We start from the raw sequence: 19,623 nt of genomic DNA, 5'->3' as shown, positions 1-19,623 counted from the left end.
CACTGTGTAACGCAGGCTCGTGCGTTACATATACATGCCACCGTTGACAGGAATGACAGCGCCTGTGATATAGCTTGCCTCATCGCTGGCTAAGAAATGGACGGCGGCTGCAATGTCTTCTGGCTGGCCAAGACGACTGATTGGCACGGCATCTAACATGGAGTTTAGTAGGCGCTCATCCAGCTCATCCGTCATATCGGTCTCGATCAAACCTGGGGCGACGCAGTTGATGGTCACTTGGCGTGAGCCAATTTCACGCGCTAGGGTACGACTAAAACCTTCCACTCCTGCTTTGGTCGCGGCATAGTTAGATTGACCTGCATTGCCCATTTGAGCGACAACAGAGGTGATATTGATGATACGACCGCGACGCGCTTTCATCATACCGCGGACCGCGCGTTTACTCATACGATAAACTGACGTCAAATTAGTATCAATGACATTTTCCCAGTCTTCATCCTTCATGCGCATCAATAATCCGTCTTGCGTGATACCAGCGTTATTAATGAGCACTTGTACCGCTCCATAAACGCTTTCAATCTCTTCAAACAGCTTATCAATTTGTGCCGTATCACGGACATCTAAGACGCGACCAATGCCCCCACTATCATGGAGATAGTCTTCGATGAGTGCAGCGCCTTTTTCAGTGGTCGCAGTCCCAATAACAAAATGTCCTTCTTTGGCAAAGCGTTTGGCGACAGCTTTTCCAATACCACGGCTAGCGCCAGTCACTAATGTAATCGTACGACTCATGATAATACCTCCATTAACTTATCGAGACGGGCAGGTTTATCCGTAGGATAACTGGTAATTGGTTGCGCTTGACGCTTAGCCAAATTACTCAATACATTACCACTGCCACATTCAATTAAAACATTAATTTGTTTGTCAGCCAGCTCTTGCATTGTCTTTGACCATAAGACAGGTTGGCTTAACTGCTCTGTTAATGCTTGTTTGATACCGACAGCACTACTCTCAACGCGCGCATGACGATTTTGAATAACAGGAATCGTCGCTTGATCAAATTTGATTGCGGCCAATATCTCAGCGAGCGCACTACTTGCGGGCTCCATAAGCGCACAATGTGACGGCACACTTACCTTTAGAGAGATCGCTTTTTTGCCCGTATTTTGCACTTTATCAATCACCGCACTAACGCCAGCAGCATTGCCCGATATGACCACTTGGCCTGGGCTATTAAAGTTGGCGGCATCAACCACCGCATCGGCCACATGTTCAGTCGCTTGCTCACACAGATTTTCGACCCGATTGTCCTCAAGCCCCAATACTGCTGCCATCGCTGTATCGACACCAACGACAGCCTCTTGCATCAACTGACCACGCTTATGTACCAAGGTTACCGCATCACCAAGCGATAATACGCCCGCTGCACAAAGCGCACTGTACTCACCTAGAGAATGACCAGCCAAGTAGCAAGGGGGTGTGTCTATTTTTTGTTTTAAAATACGCCAAATTGCTATGCTAGCCGTCAGTAGTGCAGGCTGAGTGTACTGGGTTTGATTGAGCTTTTCTTCATCCTGACAGATTGCCCATAAATCCTCACCAAGTGCGTCACTCGCCTCGGTGAAAGTATCACGAATCTCTGGATAAGTTTCAGCAAGCTCACTAGTCATCCCGACCACTTGTGATCCTTGTCCCGGAAAAATTACCGCAATACGCGTGGGCTGCTTTTTTACCATATCGGGTGCAGAGGCCATAACCAACATTCCTTATTTAATTGGAAATATCCCTAAAAATAATGGGGGTAATGATGTTATTAGGTACTATATACCGTTATTAGACACGATATCAGCCGATCCTTTCATTATTTGTCTAAGAAAACAAACCATCGGTAAACTATACACTGACGCACACTATTATCATAGCGGATGACAACCAAACACACCAAGCAAAGAACCCTACTCGGAACAAAGTGATCAATTGTATTAGTTCATCTTCATATCTACCAAAAGCTACAGATAAAAGGATGTGAAAACACGGTTGATAAAAAACATATAGCAAAAAGCCAAGTTATCCAGCCACATAATATATGATAGCGAAATAACTTGGCTTTTTTTAGCTTAAAACATATTGTCTAATAACGGCTGCACACAAGTAATGACAATCACCAGTACTATCATTACTTATGTATTAGCTATTGAATAGTCAATGACTTAAGCGTCTTGACTGACCTTGAATAACTGACGGCCACGGTAGAAACCATCTTTAGTCATGTGATGACGACGATGTTTTTCACCAGTGGTCGCATCTACGCTTAGCTCAGCCACTTCCATACGATGGTGTGAACGGCGCATGTCACGACGAGAACGGCTTTTACGACTTTTTTGAACAGCCATGATATAGCTCCTATACTTAAAAGGGATAAGCTTAAAATTCAGCTTTAGTCGATACTGACAGAGGCTATATAATCACCACAACCTAAGTCTTAAGCATCATTAGTTAAATAGATTGTCACCTACATATAATACTGACTGCGTCTAAAATCCACAGAAATTTTGCCCAGTCAGCGTCTATCAGCAAGTAACTTGTTGCTAGAATGCAATAAACCGGACATTATACGCATGTTTAATGGATTAATAAAGCCCTGCCTTTCACTCTTCTGTACAAAGCAGATAAAAGGCATTATAAATCTAAAGAGCAGAGCATTTATACGGTTAGAGCTTGCCTTTTAAGGAGGCTAAAGCCGCAAATGGGTTTTCACTTTCCTCTTCTTCTGGTATCTCACCAAATTGCTCTACCGTCATTTCGCAGTCATCATGCTTTGGCGCCATTGGGGTCTTGAGCAAGATTTCATCTTCAACCAGCTTTTTAAAGGGTAGTAAACGCTCTGGTGATTGCTCCGTGATGATTTCATCAAGTAGCAAATAGTCTTGCTCTTCATTCACTAAGCGCACTTGGCTCTCGTTTTCTAGCAAGGCAATGTCATAATCATCAGACAAATCAATAGCCACTGGTTGTAGACAACGTTGACAAGTTAGCCAGACGTTACCCGTCAGTGTAAAAGCCAGATGTAAGACATTATTGCGGCGATATAGGTTAGCATCGAGCTGCGTTTTTGTCTGTTCATGGTCGGTGGACAAAACAGTAGCGAGACGTTGAAAAGAGCTCGGCTCTACTTCTCCTGCCCACTCATAACCCGTGTCTGCCCATTTATCTAAAGAGATGTGCTCAGGCATGCTATTCGTTACAGGCGCTTTTTTATTGTCAGGGTTCAATGCTGACGGTTTACTTTCTGGAGTGCTTGACATGCGCGACCTCATTCGTCAAAACGGTGTATAATATTGCCTGCCATACTAACGGAAAGCACCGTGCTGTGCTAGCGCTAGTATGTTAATATTTTTTGGTATTCTTTTTCCTCAGCCGATCTCTTCTTACTTTTTATCCTCTATTTGGTCAGTGTGTTATCTATGGATCCAGTTAAAAATAAAGTTGATTTTTCTAATCTACTCCCTTTTGTCAAAACCAAAGAACTACTGCAACGTCTTACCAATCTGACCAGTAATAACAACCTACTTTCTCCTGAGTCAGGAAGCATTCGAAGAAATAAGTACTTAAATGAGTGTTTCAAGAAGTGGCAAGATGAATGGTACAGTCTACTTCCTAGCAAAGCATCTGATAGCACTATACAAACATCTGATGACAGGGAACGCGCAGCGACAAACTGGCTTATCCAATTATTCAATACCCTATTTGCCGCGCAAAAAGTCGTCTTGGTCCGTAGTGAAGGCGAACCAGAGTACTTCCCTGCACAAAATAATGAGCCTGCCAGAATAGCGTTTGCCCATGGATTTTTTGCTAGTGCGCTGCACGAGGCGAGTCATTGGTGCATAGCAGGGGACGCTCGTAGACGCTTGCCTGACTTTGGCTATTGGTACGCACCAGATGGACGATCAGTCGCTCAGCAGCAAGCGTTTGAGCGTGTAGAGATCAAACCACAGGCGCTTGAGTGTCTATTCACTCTAGCTTGCGGACGCTCTTTTCAAGTCTCACAAGACAATTTATTTGCAACATTTGATACCAGCAGTAGTACCTTCGAAAATGACGTTTATCGACAGGTTGAGGAATACATCGCAAAGCCTCATACCCTACCCCGTGATGCTAAAGTCTTATTACATGCCCTTCTGACGGTCTGTGCTACTGGCGACGCTAACGACGGTACATGGGCTTAGCCTTGCTACTCTCTATGATCTTTCGTTAACGATTTTCTACGGATAGTAACGTCTTGCCACTAAACTTATATTTGCTGTGCGCTATACTGGGTCTAATGAATAACGCAGTATAAAGCGGTGCGTGATCTCTCAGACTCATATAGTATCACCCACCCTACTTATACAATGTCTGCGCAGTAAACAAAACAAGTATTTGAACAACTCTGTATAGATTTGATTCGTAGTGTCAATAAAAACAATCTCTCCTAATGACAAAAACCCAATAATTATAAATAAGGATCTATTATGCAAGTACTCTATATTCATCCGGACAATCCACAGCCGCGTCTTATTGAACAAGCCGCTGATCTATTACGCAAGGACCAATTAATCATCTATCCCACTGATACCAGTTACGCGTTTGGTTGCCGCCTAGGGGCAAAAGAGGCACTAGAGAAGCTTAAGCAAATTCGTGAACTGGATGACAAGCATCAATTTACTTTATTGTGTCGTGACTTAAGTGAAATTGCTAATTATGCCACCGTAGACAATGTACAGTTTAAACAACTAAAAGCCCATACCCCCGCACCTATTACATTCATTCTAAATGCTACAAAAGATGTGCCAAAAAAACTGGCACACGCCAAGAAAAAAACCATAGGTATTCGCGTACCGAGTAACCCTATTGCTCAGGCACTCTTAGAGGCAATGGATGAACCAATCTTGACCAGCTCCCTCATACTACCTAATAGAGACGATATACTCGATGATCCATTTGAGATTGAAGAGCTGTTGGGCAATCAGATAGATGGTCTCATTAACGCGGGTATCAAGACCACTAAGCTCACCACCATTGTCGATATGACTAGCGGCCAACCTGAGATTATCAGACAAGGTGCTGCTGACGTTGCTTCCTTGCTACTATAGTTAACGAAGAATAATGACAAATGTGACGCACAAAAAAAAGCTCCAATTTATTGGAGCTTTTTTTATATACTTATAGGTCAGTATAAAATTAGTCGCGATCAACCAATTCTACATAAGCCATTGGCGCATTGTCACCATCACGGTAACCGCATTTTACGATACGCAAATATCCACCTGGACGTGTTTGGTAACGAGGACCCAACGTGCCAAATAATTTGCCTACCATAGCTTTGCTACGCATACGGCTGAATGCTAAACGACGGTTAGCAACGCTGTCTTCTTTAGCCATAGTGATTAATGGCTCGGCAACGCGGCGTAACTCTTTTGCTTTTGGTAAAGTTGTTTTGATCAGTTCATGCTCAAATAATGAGTTGGTCATGTTCTGAAACATTGCCTTACGATGACTGCCGGTACGACCCAGCTTGACTCCACTCTTACGATGGCGCATAGTCAAAAATCCTTAAAGTTTAACGGCTACGATAAGAAAAGCGATCATCAACACGTAAATCAGCTGGTGGCCAGTTATCTAGGCGCATACCGAGCTCTAAATCTTTAGACGCTAATACGTCTTTGATTTCCGTTAATGATTTCTTACCAAGATTTGGGGTTTTTAATAGTTCAGTCTCTGAACGTTGTACCAAATCACCGATATAGTAAATGTTTTCAGCTTTCAAGCAGTTGGCTGAGCGAACCGTTAGTTCAAGATCGTCCACAGGGCGTAATAGCACCGGATCAACCTCTTCTTTTTCTTTCACAGGCTCAGGCGCTTCTTCAGCTTCTAGGTCAACAAAGATAGAAATCTGTTGTTGTAAAATAGTGGCTGCTTTACGAATTGCTTCTTCTGGATCTATAGTGCCATTAGTTTCAAGCTCAACGATAAGACGATCAAGATCAGTACGCTGCTCAACGCGAGCGTTCTCAACCTGATAAGCAACACGAAGCACAGGACTAAAACTTGCATCAAGCTTTAAACGTCCAATAGCTTTGGTATCACCATCTTCACGGCGCTGGTTTGCTGGCTCATATCCACGACCCATTACTACACGCAAACGCATCTTAAGATGACCACGATCACTCAATGTACCCAATACCAATTCTGGATTGATGATGTCTACATTGTGTGGTAGCGAGATGTCTGCAGCAGTAATAGTGCCTGGACCTTGTTTATCCAAGGTCAAAAATACTTCATTTTGGTCATGAAGCGTAATTGCCAAGCCTTTTAAGTTCAAAAGCAAGTCAAGTACATCTTCTTGTAGTCCTTCAAGCGTTGAGTATTCATGGTCAACACCATCAATCTCAGCTTCAATGACTGCAGCACCAGGTAATGAAGATAACAAGATGCGACGTAAGGCATTACCTAGGGTATGCCCAAAGCCGCGTTCTAACGGTTCGAGCGTGACTTTCGCAATCGTTTCATTAACCGTGTCCACGTTAATGGCATTCGGCGTTAGAAACTCAGTTGCATTTAGCATCATGATGTCACCTCGATTTATTAAACTGGTTTAATTAACGTTAATCGCTCAATGCTATTTTCATAACATCGAGCAGTACGTTACTTATTTAGAGTATAGCTCAACGATCAAGCTTTCGTTGATTTCAGCAGGTAGATCAATGCGATCAGGCGCTTGTTTAAACGTGCCTTGTAGTTTGCTGTGGTCAACATCTAGCCATTCTGGAATACCACGTTGTGTTGCTAGTTCAATAGCGTTCTTAATACGTAGTTGTTCGCGAGACTTCTCTTGGATAGCGATGACATCACCATCTTGAAGCTGAATTGATGGAATGTTCACACGAACAAACTCATCACGACCAGCTTTTTTTACCATAACAGTGCGATGACTGACTAGCTGACGTGCTTCAGCGCGAGTTGAGCCGAAGCCCATGCGGTATACCACGTTATCTAGACGGCTCTCAAGCATTGCTAGTAGGTTTTCACCAGTAGCACCACGCTTACGAGCAGCTTCTTTATAGTAATTAGCAAACTGACGCTCTAGTACACCATAAATACGCTTAACTTTCTGCTTTTCGCGCAGCTGTAAAGCATATTCAGAGGTCTTGTTACGGCTAACGCCATGTTGACCTGGTGGACGACCAGCTTTTTTTGTTTTTACGTCATATGGTTTTACGCCAGACTTAAGGCCTAAGTCTGTACCTTCACGACGTGATAATTTGAGTTTTGGTCCAATATAGCGGGCCATTGTTATGTCTCCTATAAGCTTTTGGGATAAAAAGCTTCGTCTTTAATATTAGACGCGGCGCTTTTTCGGCGCACGGCAACCATTGTGTGGGATTGGGGTAACATCAGAGATGCTATTAACTTTATAACCCAATGCACCTAGTGCTCTTACCGCAGACTCACGACCCGGTCCTGGTCCTTTGACCAAAACGTCGATATTCTTAACACCGTATTCTTGAGCCGCTTTACCAGCGACTTCAGCTGCAACCTGAGCTGCAAATGGTGTAGATTTACGTGAACCACGGAAGCCTTGTCCACCTGAAGTGGCCCAAGCCAGTGCATTACCTTGACGATCGGTAATCGTAACAATGGTGTTATTAAAAGACGCATGGATATGGGCAACGCCCTCCGATACTGAACGACGAGTCACTTTTTTGCGACTACGAGTGTCTTTAGCCATCTTTTAGCTTCCTAAGTTAATTATCTTTTGAGAGGGCGTGTCGGACCCTTGCGAGTACGAGCGTTGTTCTTGGTGTTCTGACCTCTAACCGGTAGGTTACGACGATGGCGGATGCCACGGTAACAACCAAGATCAACTAAACGCTTGATATTCATTGAAACTTCACGACGAAGGTCACCCTCAGTCATGTAATTTGCAACTTGTGCACGGATAGCATCTAACTGTGTATCATCTAACTGACTAACTTTAGTAGTAGGGGCAATGCCAACTGCTTCTAAGATTTTCTGAGCAGTGGTACGACCTACACCAAAGATGTAAGTTAGTGAAATAACAGCATGCTTATTATCCGGAATGTTTACGCCGGCAATACGAGCCATTGATTTCTCTCCATTAAAGAAAAATAAGCGTTATTTATCAATAAGGCATTATTCTTCAGATTTGTTGCTGTTAATACTAGAGTTTTTATGATTACTGTCGCTTTTTGACTCAATTACAAGCCTATCGACTGACAGTATTATAAAACATTCTGCATAAACACGGCAAGTGGCGGATGATATCCCATCCGCCGTTATTTTTCAAGTATTAATTTATTTAGTAACAAAAGTTAAAAAACTTATGGTACCAAATATTAACCTTGACGTTGCTTGTGGCGCGGTTCTGCTGTACAGATAATATGTACACGGCCTTTACGGCGCACAACTTTACAGCTACCGCAAATCTTCTTAACTGATGCTTGAACTTTCATAGCATGCTCCTTGAAATATCGTACCGCTCATTTAAGGTTGAGTGGGCGATTGAATTAACGTCTGATCATGATATTGATGGGTCATCAAATGCGCTTGTATCTGCGAGATGAAATCCATTACCACAACCACCATAATCAGTAAAGACGTACCACCAAGTTGGAACGGTACACCAAACGATGACTGGACGACCATTGGCATTAAACAAATAACCGTCATATACATCGCGCCAATAAAGGTCAGTCGGTTTAATACATGATCGAGGTAACGCTGAGTTTGTTGTCCTGGGCGAATACCGGGGATATACGCACCACTACGTTTAAGGTTTTCAGCTACTTCACGTGGACTAAATACCAATGCCGTATAGAAGTAACAGAAGAAAATAATCATTGCACCAAACAGTACTAGATACAGCGGCTGTCCAGGAGACAATACGAGTGCCATATTTTGCAATATTTTTTGTGTGAAGCTAGGATCGGTAGATTGACCCACCCACTGCCCCAAACTTGCAGGAAACAACAATAAAGAGCTGGCAAAAATAGCTGGGATAACCCCTGCCATGTTCAGCTTCAACGGCAAATGTGACTGCTGCTGAGCGTAGATTTTGCGTCCCTGTTGTTGTTTTTGCGCATAGTTTACAGGAACACGGCGCTGAGCACGTTCAATATAAACGATACCTGCGGTAACCGCGATGCCTAGTAGCACAAAAATAAATAGTACAATCAAGTTCATCTGCCCTTGATTGACCTGTTCAATAGACTGCGAAATCATACCTGGCGTACCGGCCACAATACTTGCAAAAATAAGCATTGAAATACCATTACCCACACCACGTTCTGTAATCTGCTCACCAAGCCACATTAAGAACATTGCGCCTGCTACTAAAGAAGTAACCGCTGGTATGTAAAAGGTAAGACCAGTAGATAAGGTAAGATTTTGGCTGATTAAACCCGCACACATTCCTAATGACTGTACCAGTGCTAAAGCAAGTGTCCCTTGACGGGTGTACTTATTTAGCTTGCGTCGTCCCGCTTCACCTTCTTTTTTGAGGGCTTCAAGCGATGGCAATACCGCAGACATCATCTGTACAATAATGGACGCTGAGATATAAGGCATAATGCCAAGCGCCATGATGGACATACGCTCTAGTGCACCCCCTGAGAACATATTAAACATGCTCAGGATGGTATTTTCGTTGCGCGAAAACAGATCAGCCAGATTAACTGGGTTAATACCTGGTACAGGAATGTGTGACCCTAAACGATAAACAATCAATGCGCCGATTAAGAATAATAAACGCTTCCATAGTTCATCATACTTACGTATGAATGCAAATGGATTAAGCGGTATACCAGCCGATGACATTGATTGTTTTGACACGTTACTACTCCTCGATGCTACCACCAGCAGCTTCGATTGCTTGCTTGGCGCCTTTAGTCACTTTGATACCTTTAAAAGTATAAGCTTTAGTGACTTCGCCTGACAACATAACACGGGCACGCTTCATATCATGACGGATAAGGTTAGCCGCTTTCAGTGTTTCAACGCTAACCACATCGCCTTCAATTTTATTCAGTTCAGACAGACGCACTTCAGCAGTCTTCATTGCCATTTTACTGGTAAAACCAAATTTCGGTAGACGGCGATATAAAGGCATTTGGCCACCTTCAAATCCTGAGCGAATGCTAGAACCTGAACGAGATTTCTGACCTTTTACACCACGACCACCAGTCTTACCAAGACCTGAACCGATACCACGACCACGACGTTGGGCAGTTTTCTTTGCGCCAACACCTGGTGATAATTCATTTAATCTAAGTCCCATTACGCTTCCTCCACTTTTACCATGTAGTTGACGCGATTGACCATACCACGTGTTGAAGGAGTGTCTTCTACTACAACAGTATGATTAATACGGCGTAAACCCAATCCTTTCAAGCTCGCTTTGTGGCTCTTTAGGCGATGGGCACCCGATTTAAATTGAGTGACTTTCATTTTTTTCATCGTAACTCACCTAGTCTAAGTTAACCCAAGATTTCGTCTACAGATTTACCACGTTTAGCTGCCATCTTCTCTGGAGTTGACATATCACGTAAACCGTTAAACGTTGCACGAACAACGTTAGCAGTATTGGTAGAACCATAACATTTAGTCAAAACATCTTTGACACCAGCAACTTCTAATACAGCACGCATTGCGCCACCAGCGATTACGCCAGTACCTTCAGATGCAGGTTGCATGTAGACTTTACTAGCACCATGACGTGCTTTGATTGGATGATACAAAGTTGCATCATTAAGATCAACAGTGATCATATTACGTTTGGCAGCTTCTAGTGCTTTTTGAATAGCAGCTGGCACTTCACGTGCTTTACCACGACCAAAACCAACACGACCATTGCCATCGCCCACTACGGTCAACGCAGTGAATGAGAAAATACGACCACCTTTAACAACTTTTGCAACGCGATCAACGGTAACTAGGCGTTCTACTAGACCGTCAGTCTGTTCGTTCTTATCATTTTTATCATTTCTAGCCATGATTAAAACTCCAATCCATTTTCGCGAGCAGCTTCTGCTAAAGCTTTTACTCGACCATGATATTTAAAACCACTACGGTCAAAGGCAACTTTAGTAATACCAGCTGCTTTTGCACGTTCTGCGATCAATTGACCCACAGACGTTGCGGCATCAGTATTGCCTGTCGCGCCTGAACGCAAACTGCCGTCCAAGGTAGATGCCTGAGCAATCACTTCACCACCGTTCGGAGAGATAATCTGGGCATAAATATGTTTCGGCGTGCGATTAACCGTTAAGCGATGAGCGCCTAAGACACGGATATGCGCGCGGGTTTTCTTAGCTCGACGCAGACGAGCTGCTTTTTTATCAAACATTTCAACTCACCTTATTTTTTCTTAGCTTCTTTGCGAATCACATGTTCGTCACTATAACGAATACCTTTGCCTTTATAAGGCTCAGGTGGGCGGAAACCACGGATATTAGCCGCTGCTTGACCAAGCTGCTGTTTATTGTTTGATTTCAAAACAATTTCAGTTTGCGTTGGGGTTTCAGCTGACACACCTTCAGGCAACGTATACTCTACTGGATGAGAGTAACCGACGTTTAAAGTTACTTTATTACCAGTAACTTGTGCGCGATAACCAACACCAATCAGTTGAAGACGTCTTTCAAAGCCTTCATTCACGCCCGTAACATAGTTGTTAAGTAAAGCGCGCATGGTGCCAGTGTGCATCATAGCTTCTTTTGAATCGACTGTAGGTGAGAAAATGATAGCATCATCTTCCTGTTTCAGCTCGACCAATTCATGCAGGCGTAAAGACAAATTGCCGTTCTTGCCTTTAACTTCGACCTGCCGATCGTTCAAAGTAACGCTTACGCCATTTGGCAGCGTCACTGGGGCTTTAGCCACACGAGACATAGGAATATTCCTTAAAAAATTAACTTCTTTATATTAGCGAAAAAACTAACAGGCTAAAAAGCCTGCTAGTTTAGCATAGTTGTTCCCATTAAACATCTTTCAATTTTATTAACATCGAATGTTTAGGTTTCTTCAAGCTTATTATAAATTTTTATAAATTTAATAAAGCTTAAAGGGGTCCAAATAGACTTTATCGTTTTATTGCCTAAAGCAAAGAATGCTAATTAGGCAACAAATGCAACGATTTCACCACCGATACCAGCAGCGCGTGCAGCACGATCGCTCATGATACCTTGGCTAGTCGATACGATAGCAACACCCATACCTTGCTTAACAGTAGGGATAGCGTCTTTACCGCGGAACTGGCGTAGACCAGGACGGCTATAACGTTGGATAGTTTCGATGACAGCACGGCCTTCGAAATATTTCAATTCAATAGTAAGGGTTGCTTTGTTGTTTTCTTCTTCAGTAACAACAGCGCTAGCCACATAACCTTCGCTAACTAGTAAATCAGCAATTGATTTACGTAATTTAGAGCTCGGCATTGCAACCGACACTTTGTTAGCCATTTGTGCGTTACGAATACGGGTTAGCATATCCCCAACGGTATCTTGCATACTCATATAGTTACTCCTTACCAGCTTGCTTTACGAACACCAGGCACATCGCCTTGCATGACACGCTCACGCAGCATATTGCGTGATAAGCCAAACTTGCGGAAGTAACCGTGAGGACGACCGGTGATAGCACAACGATTACGTAGACGTACTGGTGATGAATTACGTGGTAAAGCTTGTAGCTCTAACATCGCTTCCATACGAGCTTCGTCACTTGCAGTCATATCACTGATAGTTTCTTTTAGCTTGATACGCTTTTCAGCATATTTAGCAACCATTTTTTCGCGCTTTAATTCGCGGTTAATCATGCTCTTCTTTGCCATAACGTCTTTACCTTATTTAAATGGGAAGCCGAATGCTTTAAGCAACGCACGACCTTCTTCATCAGTACCAGCTGACGTGGTGATTGTCACATCCATACCGCGGATACGATCAATCTTGTCAAAATCTACTTCTGGGAATACGATTTGTTCTTTGATACCCAAAGAGTAGTTACCACGTCCGTCAAAGGCTTTAGGTGAAAAACCGCGGAAATCACGAATACGAGGAATTGCAATGGCAATGAGACGATCCAAAAATTCGTACATTTGCTCACCGCGTAGCGTTACTTTACAGCCAATTGGCCATTCTTCACGAATCTTAAAACCAGCAACTGATTTACGCGCTTTGGTGACAACAGGTTTTTGACCAGCAATCGCAGTCATATCAGCCACAGCACCTTCAAGCAATTTCTTGTCTTGAGACGCGCCGCCTACACCCATGTTAAGTGTGATTTTAGTGATTTTAGGCACTTGCATCACATTTGCCAAACCAAGCTCTTCTTTGATTTGCTGCTTTAGTTTATCGTTATATAAAGATTTTAATCTTGCCATTACCATTACACCCTTAGTGTCTTACGCAGTCGCCACTACTTCACCGTTCGAACGATAGACGCGTTGTTTGTTGCCGTCTTCGCCGAACTGATAAGTAATACGATCAGCTTTTTGGGTTTGCGCATTTAGAATTGCGACATTTGAGATATGCAGAAAAGCTTCTTGCTTAAGAATACCACCTTCAACGCCAGTCGCCTGATTTGGCTTCTGATGTTTAGTGACAATATTAATGCCTTCAACTTTAATACGATCATTCTTTACAGCTTGTACAGTACCTTGCTTGCCTTTATCTTTCCCAGCAATCACGATAACTGTATCGCCTTTACGTAATTTTGACATGGATTACCTCACAATACTTCTGGTGCTAGTGATACAATTTTCATAAACTGATCACCACGTAGTTCACGAGTTACCGGTCCAAAAATACGAGTTGCAATCGGCGCTTTGTTTTGGTTCAACAATACCGCAGCATTGTCATCAAAACGCAACACAGAACCATCAGGACGACGAACGCCTTTTTTGGTACGTACAACTACAGCATTCATCACGTCGCCTTTTTTAACACGACCACGCGGAATGGCTTCTTTAACCGTTACTTTAATAATGTCGCCAACTGATGCATAACGACGATGAGAACCACCCAGTACTTTAATGCACTGAACTCGCCTTGCACCGCTATTGTCTGCAACTTCCAGCATTGACTCAACCTGAATCATAGCGTTACTCCACACGTATGAGCAATAAAAACCAGTTGCTGCCGCTAGCACAGTATGAGTAGTCGGCATTTTAATATTAATAACCGCTGCTTACTCTTAATGTGAGTGATATACGCTCGGCGCAATCAGCATCCTTAAAAAGGCGGCTATTTTAACAGCTTCTGGCTTTTAATGCAATTTACTTAGATTTTTTCTACTTTTTCAACCACATCAACCAAAGTCCAAGACTTGGTTTTAGAGATTGGACGCGTTTCTTTGATGCGGACAAGGTCGCCTTGTTGGCAAACGTTATTCTCATCATGTGCTTTGATTTTTGTAGAACGACGAAGCTGTTTGCCATACAAAGGATGACGAACCAGACGCTCAATCAAAACTGTGATGGACTTGTCCATCTTGTCGCTGACAACTCGTCCTGTCAATACGCTAGCATTGGTAGCTGTTTGATTGTTATCGCTCATGAGTCGCCTCGTTGTTTCTCGTTAATCAAAGTCTGAATCTGAGCAATCGTGCGACGATTGCCTCTGACTTCATGGGTATTACCCAACTGACCAGTTGCTTTAGCCATACGAATACGGAAAGCATCAAGTTGCTTTTCATCAAGTAACTGGGTCAGTTCTTCTAATGATTTATCACGTAATTCACTGATCTTCATTACATTATCGTCCGCTTAACAATGGTAGTTTTAAAGGGCAGTTTTGCTGCAGCAAGCGTTAAGGCTTCGCGAGCAAGCTCTTCTGAGACCCCTTCGATTTCATATAGCACTTTACCAGGTTTGATTTCGCATACCCAATACTCGACTGGACCTTTACCTTTACCCATACGTACTTCTAATGGTTTGTTGGTAATTGGTTTGTCTGGGAATACACGAATCCAAATCTTACCGCCACGCTTAATTTTACGAGTGATGGTACGACGTGCTGCTTCAATTTGACGGGCAGTCATACGACCACGAGTCAATGATTTTAGACCAATTTGTCCGAATGCAACGGTGCTTCCACGATGAGCAAGACCTGTGTTACGACCTTTGTGCATTTTACGAAACTTGGTACGTTTTGGCTGTAACATAGTTTAACCTCTGTCTGAGTTTCGACGGTTTCCGTTTCCACGACCACGGCGTTTTGGCGCACGAGGCTTCTCTTCGTTGACGGGATTATAAACACTGTTCATACCGTCAAGGATTTCGCCACGGAAAATCCAAACTTTTACACCGATAGTGCCGTAAGTTGTTTCTGCACGTACTGACGAATAGTCAATATCAGCGCGGAGTGTATGCAATGGCACACGACCTTCACGATACCATTCAGTACGAGCAATCTCAGCACCGCCAAGACGGCCAGACAACTCAACTTTAATACCTTTAGCACCAGAACGCATGCTGTTCTGTACCGCGCGCTTCATGGCACGACGGAACATGACGCGACGCTCAAGCTGGCTTCCGATACCGTCTGCTACCAAACGTGCATCAAGATCAGGTGAAGTGATTTCTTCAATGTTGACCTGAGCAGGTACGCCCATAATTTTGGTCAACTCTTTTTGAAGTCTTTCGATATCTTCGCCTTTTTTACCGATAACGATACCAGGACGCGCAGTGGCGATGGTGATCTTAGCAGCACCAGTAGGACGCTCGATCATAATATTGCTGATCATAGCATTATCTAGCTTTTTGCGTAGATACTCACGAACTTGGATGTCGTTGATGAGGTATTCTGAGTATTGTTTAGGGTTAGCATACCAATTTGCATTATGCTTTTTTACAACACCAAGACGAATTCCGATTGGATGTACTTTTTGACCCATAACTTATTCTCCTACCTTTATAGTGATGTGACAAGTACGCTTACTGATACGATCAGCGCGACCTTTAGCACGTGGTAGGATACGTTTTAGCGTAATGCCTTCATCAACGTAGATAGTAGCGACTTTTAGGTCATCAATATCTAAGCCGTGATTGTGTTCGGCATTGGCGATGGCTGAGTTAAGGCATTTCTTAACAAATACAGCGCCTTTTTTATTACTATACGTTAGGATATCCAAAGCACGCTCGATAGATTTGCCACGAACTTCATCAGCAACGAGTCTAACTTTTTGTGCCGAAATGGCGGCACCGCGTAATTTTGCAGTTACTTCCATGGTAAGCACCTTATCTCTTAGCTTTTTTGTCAATGCCATGACCACGATACGTACGAGTCGGGGCAAATTCACCTAGTTTATGACCAACCATCTGCTCACTCACGATAACCGGTACATGTGTACGGCCGTTGTGAACAGATAAAGTTAGGCCAACCATTTGTGGCAGAATCATCGAGCGGCGCGACCAAGTCTTAATTGGCTTGCGTGAGTTGGTGTCTAATGCATTCTCAACTTTGGCAAACAAATGCGCGTCTATGAATGGACCTTTTTTCAATGAACGAGGCATGAAATTCTTCCTTTATTTCTTCTTGGCGCGACGGCGACGGATGATCATACTGTCAGTACGCTTATTGTGACGCGTTTTAAGTCCTTTAGACTTCTGACCCCAAGGGCTGGTTGGATGGCGACCTTTGTTACGACCTTCACCACCACCATGCGGGTGATCAACCGGGTTCATTGCGACACCACGAACTGAAGGACGAACACCGCGCCAACGTGAAGCACCGGCTTTACCAAGTGATTTCAAGTTGTTTTCAGTGTTAGAGACTTCACCGATAACAGCACGGCAATTCACATGTACACGGCGAGTTTCGCCTGAACGCATACGTAAAATTGCGTAGATACCGTCACGACCTAGTAACTGAACGCTAGCACCCGCAGAACGAGCCATCTGTGCACCTTTACCGATTTTAAGCTCGATATTGTGAATCACAGTACCCAATGGGATGTTTTTCAGCGGTAGACAGTTACCTGGACGGATTGGAGAAGTTTCGCCTGACATTACTGTATCACCAACTGCTTGTTTTTTAGCAGCAATGATGTAACGACGTTCGCCATCAGCGTACTTAAGTAATGCAATATGTGCAGTACGGTTAGGATCGTATTCAATACGCTCAACCACAGCTGGGATATTGTCTTTAGTACGTTTGAAATCGATGATGCGATAATGTTGCTTATGACCACCGCCAATGTGACGAGTAGTTATGCGACCATTATTGTTACGACCACCTGACTTACTTTTTGATTCGAGAAGCGCTGCATAAGGACGACCTTTGTAAAGGTGTGGATGCACCACTTTTTCAACAAAACGACGGCCTGGTGATGTTGGCTTTGCTTTTACGATAGGCATGAGTGTAATCCTTATTCGTTGTTCGCTGTTTCACTAGCAGAAGCAGTCGTATTCGCGACCTCTTCACCAGCATCAGCCATTTGTACATCTTGACCAGCTTTTAAGGTAACATAGGCTTTTTTATAGTCGTTACGACGGCCGATACTCTTACCAAAACGCTTTGTCTTACCTTTAACATTCAAAGTGTTTACTTTAGTAACTTCAACACCTTCAAACATCAACTCAACTGCTTTTTTGACTTCAAGCTTAGTAGCATTAGAATCAATTTTAAATACCTGCACACCAAGTGAGTCGCCAAGCATTTGAGATTTTTCTGAGAATACAGGCCCTCTTAAGACCTGATAAAGTCTTGCGTTATTCATGCTAGTGCTTCCTCAAATTGTTTCGCAGCTTCAACTGACATGATCACTTTATCAAACGCGATCAAACTCACTGGGTCCACTTCATTTGTACCAAGTACATTGACATGTGGAATGTTGCGAGCAGCTAAATATAAGTTTTCGTCAACTTCTTTGGTGACGATTAGTGCACGAGGTGCATTAAGCTCATTTAACTTTGCAATCAGCTCTTTAGTCTTAGGCCCAGAAACGCTCAACTCTTCTACCAAAATCAAACGCTCTTGGCGAATCAATTCGGCTAGGATGCACTGCATCGCACCGCGATACATTTTACGGTTTACTTTCTGTGACCAATCTTGTGGTTTTGCAGCGAATGCACGACCACCTGAACGCCAGATTGGGCTACGAATAGAACCCGCACGAGCGCGACCAGTACCTTTTTGGCGCCATGGCTTGATACCACCGCCAGAAACTTCGGCACGGGTTTTTTGTGCGCGTGTACCTTGGCGAGCACCAGCTAAATAAGCGGTGACGACTTGATGCACTAGTGCTTCGTTGAATTCACGACCAAATGCCGTATCAGAAAGCTCAACCGCCGCACCTGTAACTGTTTTTAAATCCACGTTAATCCCCTTGCTTAGGCTTTGACTGACGGACGTACGATAACATCGCCACCGGTGGCACCTGGGATAGCACCCTTGATGACAAGTAACCCTTTCTCGGCATCAACCGAGATCACTTCTAGGCCTTGAACAGTAACACGCTTGTTACCCATCTGGCCCGCCATCTTTTTGCCTTTGAATACTTTACCTGGTGACTGGTTTTGACCAGTTGAACCATGTGCACGATGAGATACTGAGTTACCATGAGTAGCATCTTGCATGCTAAAGTTGTGACGTTTTACAGGACCTTGGAAACCTTTACCTTTACTCTGTCCTGTCACATCAACCATCTGACCTTGTTCGAATAAGTCAGCTAGGATCTCACCACCAATCTCACGACCTTCAAGATCGCTTTCATTGGCACGAAATTCCCACACACCACGGCCAGCTTTAACGCCAGCTTTAGCGAAGTGACCTTTTTGTGCGGCTGTTACGCGACTGTCACGACGGGTACCTGTGGTAATTTGGATAGCTTGATAGCCATCTACATCAGTATTTTTTACTTGAGTAATGCGGTTTGCATCGACCTCAACCACTGTCACAGGGATAGATGCGCCTGTTTCAGTGAAGACACGGGTCATGCCGCATTTTTTACCGACTAAACCGATCGCCATTTTAGACCTCTTTATATCTTATATTAATGGGTTGGGTGTGTAATGTGCATTAACCCAAAGCAATTTGAACGTCAACACCCGCCGCTAAATCTAGTTTCATTAGCGCATCCACAGTTTTGTCAGTAGGCTGAACGATATCAACCATACGCTTATGAGTACGAATTTCGTACTGGTCACGAGCGTCTTTGTTAACGTGTGGTGAGGTTAGAACGTTGAAGCGCTCAATGCGAGTCGGCAACGGTACAGGACCACAAACTTGCGCACCGGTGCGCTTTGCAGTATCGACAATCTCTTGCGCCGACTGATCAATCAGACGATGATCAAATGACTTGAGACGGATACGGATTCTCTGGTTAGCCATGCCAGCAAGCTCCTAATATGTGCCTTTGTCATTCTTGCGTTGCAAGCTTGTGATCAAAGGCAGTTTGGTTAAAGATTCACTTCAAGCGGCTTCCCATTCTTTACAGAATCTGTTCTTCAAGAGAACCAGCAGCGTGCTAAAAGCAAAATAGTTTAAAGCCCCGCCAACCCTCCTATTAATATGGATGTCAGCAAAGGCATAATGAAATAGTGCTAGAAACGATGCTCTAGCTGTCATAGCGCCAGCTTTTTAATCGGCTGCGCGTATATAA

At 43.6% G+C, this 19,623-nt stretch carries 34 protein-coding genes; 2 read left to right on the top strand and 32 right to left on the bottom strand.

Annotated features, from left to right (window positions below):
- Positions 1–24: 24 nt before the first annotated feature.
- From fabG to DVY93_RS03955, 4 genes are all read right to left on the bottom strand, one after another.
- Positions 25–759: a 3-oxoacyl-ACP reductase FabG gene (fabG, locus tag DVY93_RS03970; RefSeq protein WP_230709260.1), complete on the bottom strand. Its 735-nt coding sequence runs from the start codon at positions 757–759 to the stop codon at positions 25–27.
- On the bottom strand, positions 750–1,718 hold the full coding sequence (fabD, locus tag DVY93_RS03965) for an ACP S-malonyltransferase (protein WP_193006017.1): 969 nt from the start codon (positions 1,716–1,718) through the stop codon (positions 750–752). Before fabD ends, fabG begins: the two co-directional genes overlap by 10 nt.
- 456 nt (positions 1,719–2,174) lie before the next feature.
- Positions 2,175–2,357 carry a 50S ribosomal protein L32 gene (gene rpmF / locus DVY93_RS03960; protein ID WP_010196743.1) on the bottom strand — a complete coding sequence of 61 codons (183 nt, stop codon included), beginning with the start codon at positions 2,355–2,357 and terminating at the stop codon, positions 2,175–2,177.
- Between the two features lie 318 nt (positions 2,358–2,675).
- Positions 2,676–3,269: a YceD family protein gene (locus tag DVY93_RS03955; protein ID WP_230709224.1), complete on the bottom strand. Its 594-nt coding sequence runs from the start codon at positions 3,267–3,269 to the stop codon at positions 2,676–2,678.
- 159 nt (positions 3,270–3,428) lie between these two features.
- Between DVY93_RS03955 and DVY93_RS03950 the strand changes: the two genes are divergently transcribed.
- A complete protein-coding gene (locus tag DVY93_RS03950; RefSeq protein ID WP_230709222.1) occupies positions 3,429–4,190 on the top strand; it encodes an elongation factor P hydroxylase in 762 nt (253 codons plus the stop codon).
- 285 nt (positions 4,191–4,475) lie between these two features.
- The gene (locus DVY93_RS03945) at positions 4,476–5,096 is read left to right on the top strand and encodes an L-threonylcarbamoyladenylate synthase (protein ID WP_193006021.1); all 621 of its coding nucleotides are present in this window, start codon (positions 4,476–4,478) and stop codon (positions 5,094–5,096) included.
- A gap of 88 nt (positions 5,097–5,184) precedes the next feature.
- Here the strand turns inward: DVY93_RS03945 and rplQ are convergent, their stop codons facing one another.
- The 28 genes from rplQ to rpsJ all read right to left on the bottom strand — a co-directional run bounded on the left by rplQ (position 5,185) and on the right by rpsJ (position 19,352).
- Entirely contained in the window at positions 5,185–5,544 is a 360-nt protein-coding gene (gene rplQ, locus DVY93_RS03940; protein ID WP_021813387.1) for a 50S ribosomal protein L17, read from the bottom strand.
- A gap of 19 nt (positions 5,545–5,563) precedes the next feature.
- Positions 5,564–6,571: a DNA-directed RNA polymerase subunit alpha gene (locus DVY93_RS03935; RefSeq protein WP_193006024.1), complete on the bottom strand. Its 1,008-nt coding sequence runs from the start codon at positions 6,569–6,571 to the stop codon at positions 5,564–5,566.
- Between the two features lie 81 nt (positions 6,572–6,652).
- Positions 6,653–7,294, bottom strand: coding sequence for a 30S ribosomal protein S4 (rpsD, locus tag DVY93_RS03930; protein WP_010196731.1), 642 nt, complete (start codon positions 7,292–7,294; stop codon positions 6,653–6,655).
- Positions 7,295–7,342: 48 nt separating this feature from the next.
- Positions 7,343–7,732 (bottom strand): 30S ribosomal protein S11, encoded by a 390-nt coding sequence (gene rpsK / locus DVY93_RS03925; protein WP_058368279.1) that lies wholly within the window; start codon positions 7,730–7,732, stop codon positions 7,343–7,345.
- A 20-nt stretch (positions 7,733–7,752) separates the two neighbouring features.
- Positions 7,753–8,109: a 30S ribosomal protein S13 gene (gene rpsM / locus DVY93_RS03920; RefSeq protein WP_021813384.1), complete on the bottom strand. Its 357-nt coding sequence runs from the start codon at positions 8,107–8,109 to the stop codon at positions 7,753–7,755.
- 251 nt (positions 8,110–8,360) lie between these two features.
- Positions 8,361–8,477, bottom strand: coding sequence for a 50S ribosomal protein L36 (gene rpmJ / locus DVY93_RS03915; protein WP_010196721.1), 117 nt, complete (start codon positions 8,475–8,477; stop codon positions 8,361–8,363).
- Positions 8,478–8,508: 31 nt separating this feature from the next.
- Positions 8,509–9,840 carry a preprotein translocase subunit SecY gene (secY, locus tag DVY93_RS03910; RefSeq protein ID WP_193006079.1) on the bottom strand — a complete coding sequence of 444 codons (1,332 nt, stop codon included), beginning with the start codon at positions 9,838–9,840 and terminating at the stop codon, positions 8,509–8,511.
- Between the two features lie 19 nt (positions 9,841–9,859).
- On the bottom strand, positions 9,860–10,300 hold the full coding sequence (rplO, locus tag DVY93_RS03905; RefSeq protein WP_193006026.1) for a 50S ribosomal protein L15: 441 nt from the start codon (positions 10,298–10,300) through the stop codon (positions 9,860–9,862).
- A complete protein-coding gene (rpmD, locus tag DVY93_RS03900) occupies positions 10,300–10,479 on the bottom strand; it encodes a 50S ribosomal protein L30 (RefSeq protein ID WP_057758718.1) in 180 nt (59 codons plus the stop codon). The genes rplO and rpmD overlap by 1 nt, the downstream gene beginning before the upstream one ends.
- A 20-nt stretch (positions 10,480–10,499) precedes the next feature.
- Positions 10,500–11,015 (bottom strand): 30S ribosomal protein S5, encoded by a 516-nt coding sequence (rpsE, locus tag DVY93_RS03895; RefSeq protein WP_193006028.1) that lies wholly within the window; start codon positions 11,013–11,015, stop codon positions 10,500–10,502.
- Between the two features lie 2 nt (positions 11,016–11,017).
- Positions 11,018–11,368 (bottom strand): 50S ribosomal protein L18, encoded by a 351-nt coding sequence (gene rplR / locus DVY93_RS03890; protein ID WP_087040761.1) that lies wholly within the window; start codon positions 11,366–11,368, stop codon positions 11,018–11,020.
- A gap of 11 nt (positions 11,369–11,379) precedes the next feature.
- Complete coding sequence (rplF, locus tag DVY93_RS03885; protein WP_198335026.1) at positions 11,380–11,913, bottom strand: 50S ribosomal protein L6; 534 nt, start codon at positions 11,911–11,913, stop codon at positions 11,380–11,382.
- Positions 11,914–12,137: 224 nt separating this feature from the next.
- Positions 12,138–12,536, bottom strand: a complete 399-nt coding sequence (gene rpsH / locus DVY93_RS03880; protein WP_193006032.1) for a 30S ribosomal protein S8 — start codon at positions 12,534–12,536, stop codon at positions 12,138–12,140.
- 11 nt (positions 12,537–12,547) lie between these two features.
- The gene (rpsN, locus tag DVY93_RS03875) at positions 12,548–12,853 is read right to left on the bottom strand and encodes a 30S ribosomal protein S14 (protein WP_193006033.1); all 306 of its coding nucleotides are present in this window, start codon (positions 12,851–12,853) and stop codon (positions 12,548–12,550) included.
- A 12-nt stretch (positions 12,854–12,865) separates the two neighbouring features.
- Positions 12,866–13,402 (bottom strand): 50S ribosomal protein L5, encoded by a 537-nt coding sequence (gene rplE, locus DVY93_RS03870; RefSeq protein WP_198335027.1) that lies wholly within the window; start codon positions 13,400–13,402, stop codon positions 12,866–12,868.
- A gap of 21 nt (positions 13,403–13,423) precedes the next feature.
- Positions 13,424–13,741, bottom strand: coding sequence for a 50S ribosomal protein L24 (gene rplX / locus DVY93_RS03865; RefSeq protein WP_010196703.1), 318 nt, complete (start codon positions 13,739–13,741; stop codon positions 13,424–13,426).
- 8 nt (positions 13,742–13,749) lie between these two features.
- The gene (rplN, locus tag DVY93_RS03860; protein ID WP_010196702.1) at positions 13,750–14,118 is read right to left on the bottom strand and encodes a 50S ribosomal protein L14; all 369 of its coding nucleotides are present in this window, start codon (positions 14,116–14,118) and stop codon (positions 13,750–13,752) included.
- Between the two features lie 182 nt (positions 14,119–14,300).
- Positions 14,301–14,576 carry a 30S ribosomal protein S17 gene (rpsQ, locus tag DVY93_RS03855; protein ID WP_021813375.1) on the bottom strand — a complete coding sequence of 92 codons (276 nt, stop codon included), beginning with the start codon at positions 14,574–14,576 and terminating at the stop codon, positions 14,301–14,303.
- Complete coding sequence (rpmC, locus tag DVY93_RS03850) at positions 14,573–14,770, bottom strand: 50S ribosomal protein L29 (RefSeq protein WP_010196696.1); 198 nt, start codon at positions 14,768–14,770, stop codon at positions 14,573–14,575. The genes rpsQ and rpmC overlap by 4 nt, the downstream gene beginning before the upstream one ends.
- Entirely contained in the window at positions 14,770–15,183 is a 414-nt protein-coding gene (gene rplP / locus DVY93_RS03845; protein ID WP_075102274.1) for a 50S ribosomal protein L16, read from the bottom strand. The genes rpmC and rplP overlap by 1 nt, the downstream gene beginning before the upstream one ends.
- 3 nt (positions 15,184–15,186) lie before the next feature.
- Complete coding sequence (gene rpsC, locus DVY93_RS03840) at positions 15,187–15,915, bottom strand: 30S ribosomal protein S3 (RefSeq protein ID WP_193006036.1); 729 nt, start codon at positions 15,913–15,915, stop codon at positions 15,187–15,189.
- 3 nt (positions 15,916–15,918) lie between these two features.
- Entirely contained in the window at positions 15,919–16,248 is a 330-nt protein-coding gene (rplV, locus tag DVY93_RS03835) for a 50S ribosomal protein L22 (protein WP_021813373.1), read from the bottom strand.
- Positions 16,249–16,258: 10 nt separating this feature from the next.
- Positions 16,259–16,534 (bottom strand): 30S ribosomal protein S19, encoded by a 276-nt coding sequence (gene rpsS / locus DVY93_RS03830; protein WP_010196682.1) that lies wholly within the window; start codon positions 16,532–16,534, stop codon positions 16,259–16,261.
- 12 nt (positions 16,535–16,546) lie between these two features.
- Positions 16,547–17,377, bottom strand: coding sequence for a 50S ribosomal protein L2 (gene rplB / locus DVY93_RS03825; protein ID WP_193006038.1), 831 nt, complete (start codon positions 17,375–17,377; stop codon positions 16,547–16,549).
- A gap of 11 nt (positions 17,378–17,388) precedes the next feature.
- Positions 17,389–17,739, bottom strand: a complete 351-nt coding sequence (rplW, locus tag DVY93_RS03820; RefSeq protein WP_193006040.1) for a 50S ribosomal protein L23 — start codon at positions 17,737–17,739, stop codon at positions 17,389–17,391.
- The gene (gene rplD, locus DVY93_RS03815; RefSeq protein ID WP_193006042.1) at positions 17,736–18,338 is read right to left on the bottom strand and encodes a 50S ribosomal protein L4; all 603 of its coding nucleotides are present in this window, start codon (positions 18,336–18,338) and stop codon (positions 17,736–17,738) included. Before rplD ends, rplW begins: the two co-directional genes overlap by 4 nt.
- A gap of 14 nt (positions 18,339–18,352) precedes the next feature.
- Positions 18,353–18,991 (bottom strand): 50S ribosomal protein L3, encoded by a 639-nt coding sequence (gene rplC, locus DVY93_RS03810; RefSeq protein WP_057758696.1) that lies wholly within the window; start codon positions 18,989–18,991, stop codon positions 18,353–18,355.
- 49 nt (positions 18,992–19,040) lie between these two features.
- Positions 19,041–19,352, bottom strand: a complete 312-nt coding sequence (gene rpsJ / locus DVY93_RS03805) for a 30S ribosomal protein S10 (protein ID WP_010196670.1) — start codon at positions 19,350–19,352, stop codon at positions 19,041–19,043.
- Positions 19,353–19,623: the final 271 nt, after the last annotated feature.

Source organism: Psychrobacter sp. CCUG 69069, from assembly GCF_021023115.1.
In the GTDB taxonomy this organism is placed as follows: domain Bacteria; phylum Pseudomonadota; class Gammaproteobacteria; order Pseudomonadales; family Moraxellaceae; genus Psychrobacter; species Psychrobacter namhaensis.
The sequence above is the reverse complement of the archived record's forward strand: the minus strand, read 5'-3'. Positions and strand labels throughout refer to the sequence as shown.

What these genes read in the sequence shown, in the direction of transcription:
- fabD (WP_193006017.1), bottom strand. Translation starts at nt 1,718, where the DNA reads ATGGCCTCTGCACCCGATATGGTAAAAAAGCAGCCCACGCGTATTGCG.
- rpmF (WP_010196743.1), bottom strand. Translation starts at nt 2,357, where the DNA reads ATGGCTGTTCAAAAAAGTCGTAAAAGCCGTTCTCGTCGTGACATGCGC.
- DVY93_RS03955 (WP_230709224.1), bottom strand. Translation starts at nt 3,269, where the DNA reads ATGTCAAGCACTCCAGAAAGTAAACCGTCAGCATTGAACCCTGACAAT.
- DVY93_RS03950 (WP_230709222.1), top strand. Translation starts at nt 3,429, where the DNA reads ATGGATCCAGTTAAAAATAAAGTTGATTTTTCTAATCTACTCCCTTTT.
- DVY93_RS03945 (WP_193006021.1), top strand. Translation starts at nt 4,476, where the DNA reads ATGCAAGTACTCTATATTCATCCGGACAATCCACAGCCGCGTCTTATT.
- rplQ (WP_021813387.1), bottom strand. Translation starts at nt 5,544, where the DNA reads ATGCGCCATCGTAAGAGTGGAGTCAAGCTGGGTCGTACCGGCAGTCAT.
- DVY93_RS03935 (WP_193006024.1), bottom strand. Translation starts at nt 6,571, where the DNA reads ATGATGCTAAATGCAACTGAGTTTCTAACGCCGAATGCCATTAACGTG.
- rpsD (WP_010196731.1), bottom strand. Translation starts at nt 7,294, where the DNA reads ATGGCCCGCTATATTGGACCAAAACTCAAATTATCACGTCGTGAAGGT.
- rpsK (WP_058368279.1), bottom strand. Translation starts at nt 7,732, where the DNA reads ATGGCTAAAGACACTCGTAGTCGCAAAAAAGTGACTCGTCGTTCAGTA.
- rpsM (WP_021813384.1), bottom strand. Translation starts at nt 8,109, where the DNA reads ATGGCTCGTATTGCCGGCGTAAACATTCCGGATAATAAGCATGCTGTT.
- rpmJ (WP_010196721.1), bottom strand. Translation starts at nt 8,477, where the DNA reads ATGAAAGTTCAAGCATCAGTTAAGAAGATTTGCGGTAGCTGTAAAGTT.
- secY (WP_193006079.1), bottom strand. Translation starts at nt 9,840, where the DNA reads ATGTCATCGGCTGGTATACCGCTTAATCCATTTGCATTCATACGTAAG.
- rplO (WP_193006026.1), bottom strand. Translation starts at nt 10,300, where the DNA reads ATGGGACTTAGATTAAATGAATTATCACCAGGTGTTGGCGCAAAGAAA.
- rpmD (WP_057758718.1), bottom strand. Translation starts at nt 10,479, where the DNA reads ATGAAAAAAATGAAAGTCACTCAATTTAAATCGGGTGCCCATCGCCTA.
- rpsE (WP_193006028.1), bottom strand. Translation starts at nt 11,015, where the DNA reads ATGGCTAGAAATGATAAAAATGATAAGAACGAACAGACTGACGGTCTA.
- rplR (WP_087040761.1), bottom strand. Translation starts at nt 11,368, where the DNA reads ATGTTTGATAAAAAAGCAGCTCGTCTGCGTCGAGCTAAGAAAACCCGC.
- rplF (WP_198335026.1), bottom strand. Translation starts at nt 11,913, where the DNA reads ATGTCTCGTGTGGCTAAAGCCCCAGTGACGCTGCCAAATGGCGTAAGC.
- rpsH (WP_193006032.1), bottom strand. Translation starts at nt 12,536, where the DNA reads ATGAGTATGCAAGATACCGTTGGGGATATGCTAACCCGTATTCGTAAC.
- rpsN (WP_193006033.1), bottom strand. Translation starts at nt 12,853, where the DNA reads ATGGCAAAGAAGAGCATGATTAACCGCGAATTAAAGCGCGAAAAAATG.
- rplE (WP_198335027.1), bottom strand. Translation starts at nt 13,402, where the DNA reads ATGGCAAGATTAAAATCTTTATATAACGATAAACTAAAGCAGCAAATC.
- rplX (WP_010196703.1), bottom strand. Translation starts at nt 13,741, where the DNA reads ATGTCAAAATTACGTAAAGGCGATACAGTTATCGTGATTGCTGGGAAA.
- rplN (WP_010196702.1), bottom strand. Translation starts at nt 14,118, where the DNA reads ATGATTCAGGTTGAGTCAATGCTGGAAGTTGCAGACAATAGCGGTGCA.
- rpsQ (WP_021813375.1), bottom strand. Translation starts at nt 14,576, where the DNA reads ATGAGCGATAACAATCAAACAGCTACCAATGCTAGCGTATTGACAGGA.
- rpmC (WP_010196696.1), bottom strand. Translation starts at nt 14,770, where the DNA reads ATGAAGATCAGTGAATTACGTGATAAATCATTAGAAGAACTGACCCAG.
- rplP (WP_075102274.1), bottom strand. Translation starts at nt 15,183, where the DNA reads ATGTTACAGCCAAAACGTACCAAGTTTCGTAAAATGCACAAAGGTCGT.
- rpsC (WP_193006036.1), bottom strand. Translation starts at nt 15,915, where the DNA reads ATGGGTCAAAAAGTACATCCAATCGGAATTCGTCTTGGTGTTGTAAAA.
- rplV (WP_021813373.1), bottom strand. Translation starts at nt 16,248, where the DNA reads ATGGAAGTAACTGCAAAATTACGCGGTGCCGCCATTTCGGCACAAAAA.
- rpsS (WP_010196682.1), bottom strand. Translation starts at nt 16,534, where the DNA reads ATGCCTCGTTCATTGAAAAAAGGTCCATTCATAGACGCGCATTTGTTT.
- rplB (WP_193006038.1), bottom strand. Translation starts at nt 17,377, where the DNA reads ATGCCTATCGTAAAAGCAAAGCCAACATCACCAGGCCGTCGTTTTGTT.
- rplW (WP_193006040.1), bottom strand. Translation starts at nt 17,739, where the DNA reads ATGAATAACGCAAGACTTTATCAGGTCTTAAGAGGGCCTGTATTCTCA.
- rplC (WP_057758696.1), bottom strand. Translation starts at nt 18,991, where the DNA reads ATGGCGATCGGTTTAGTCGGTAAAAAATGCGGCATGACCCGTGTCTTC.
- rpsJ (WP_010196670.1), bottom strand. Translation starts at nt 19,352, where the DNA reads ATGGCTAACCAGAGAATCCGTATCCGTCTCAAGTCATTTGATCATCGT.